The organism is Protofrankia sp. Cr1, from assembly GCF_963555865.1.
GTDB lineage: Bacteria > Actinomycetota > Actinomycetes > Frankiales > Frankiaceae > Protofrankia.
On record NZ_CAUVXO010000003.1, the window covers coordinates 28396 to 30293 of the forward strand.

A 1898-nucleotide genomic window follows, 5' to 3' on the forward strand; every position below is an offset into this window, starting at 1 on the left:
TGCCGCCGCGCTCGCCTCGGGGCCGATCGGACGGCGTCCGCCGCACGTTCGGGTGGCGACGACGAGACCACCGGCGACCAGGCGGTCCGGCAGGGACGTGAATGACCTACCGGAACCGCCAGCAGCCCGTACCTGGGCACCACCGGCGATCGTGGCCGCCGCGGCAGCACTCAGCGGCGCCTGTTTCGGGCCGGTAGTGGCCTGTGTCACCGTCGTCGGCGCTGTGACAGCGCAGCGAGCCATGCGACGCGCCGCGGCACGACGCTGGCACGACGCTCAGCGTGCCGACGCACAGGAGGTGCTCGCCGCCCTCGCCACCGAACTTGAGGCGGGCCGAAGCCCGTCGCAAGCGCTGCGCACGGCCGTCGAAGACCTCGGTAACGAGACGGATCGGCCGCGCTTTGGCCAGAGTCCGCCGCGCCGCGGTACCCGTGTGAGCGACTCTCGGGCATTGCGCACCGGGCTTGCCCACCGGCTAGACCCGGCGGCCACGCTGGAGCGTTGCCAAGCGCCAACCTTGCGCCAGCTCGCGGCCGCCTGGCGGGTGAGCCAGATCGCCGGTATTCCACTTGCTCCGATGGCGAGCAGACTCGCCGCGGTGGTCCGGGCCGAGCAGGAGAAGGACGGCGAGGTATCCGCAGCCCTCGCCGGACCGCGCGCATCAGGACGGCTGATCGCCGCCTTGCCTCTTGCCGGGATCGGGCTCGGCATCCTCATCGGCGCGTCCCCATTGGATGTCCTGCTCAACACCCCGGTCGGAACAATCTGTCTCGCGGTCGGCGCAATGCTCGATCTCGCCGGCCTGGCATGGATCAACAGACTCACCGAGACGGCTCGATCGCGGGGAGAGACCGGCCGGTACCGCTACGACGCCCAGCCGATGGTGGCACTGTGACCGGGCCGCCGCAGTGGGCAATGCTTCTCGCCGCGGCTACAAGCATGGCATCGGCGTCGTGGCTGGCCGGAATCACAACGCTCTGCGATCAGGTTCGGCGCCGGGCAGGCTCGCTCACCCCGCCGACCCGGGCCGACATCACGCCGACGCGACCACACCTGACCAGGCACATGTCGAAGGGCCGCAACGATGGGGCGCAGGACCACGGCAGCGAAAGCAGCCGCCGCTCGAGCGCCCGTTGGGCAAACCGTTGGAGCCACGGTTCGAGCGGCGGTCCGCACCCCACCGCGGACCGCTCGGTGCTTCGGCGGATCGCTCTTGGCACCGCAGCCGGGCTCGGTCCATTCGTAGTGTTCGGTGGTCCCGCGGGCATCGTCATCGGCCTCGTTCTCGGCGTGGCCGCGGTCCGCCTGTTGGCTGGTGTGCCCGAGCGCAATACCCGGCGCCGCCACGAACGCCTTGCCTGCGACCTTCCACTGGCCCTCGACCTCATTGCGGCGTGCCTGACCGCCGGTGCGCCGGTCGTGACGGCCTTGGAAATCGTCGCCGATGCGGTCGGCGGACCGCTCGGCACGGAGCTGGGCCTGGTCGGACGCGCTCTGCGGCTTGGAGCGCCTATCGGCGAGGCGTGTCACCGGTTACTCGATCCCGGCCCCGGGGGTAGGCCCGCGCCGAGCTGGTGGGCCATCACAGGTGTCGCGGAGGTCACAACTGCAGCGCGTGAGCTGGCGACCTTCGCACGGGCGCTGCACCGGACCGAGGACTCCGGCGCCCGACTGGCCGCGACGCTTGAACGACTCGCGGACCAGACCCGCGCGCAGCATCAGGAGCGCGCCCTGGCCGCGGCACGCCGAGCGGGAGTCGCCGCGGTAGCACCGCTCGGACTGTGCTTTCTGCCCGCATTCATTGCGTTGGGGGTCGTGCCCGTCGTGGCAGGGGCTGGCACGGGTCTGGCGCTGCTGTAACTGCGCTTGTCGGGTTCGGCCGAACCCGGCCGGTGTCA

At 71.3% G+C, this 1898-nt stretch carries 2 protein-coding genes; both read left to right on the plus strand.

Features of this window, described 5'->3' with window-relative positions; genetic code table 11:
• The coding region (locus U9980_RS01025; protein WP_322766275.1) for a type II secretion system F family protein at positions 1-895 on the plus strand (895 nt) is incomplete at its 5' end.
• Positions 892-1860: a type II secretion system F family protein gene (locus U9980_RS01030; protein WP_322766276.1), complete on the plus strand. Its 969-nt coding sequence runs from the start codon at positions 892-894 to the stop codon at positions 1858-1860. The genes U9980_RS01025 and U9980_RS01030, both read left to right, overlap by 4 nt.
• Positions 1861-1898: the final 38 nt, after the last annotated feature.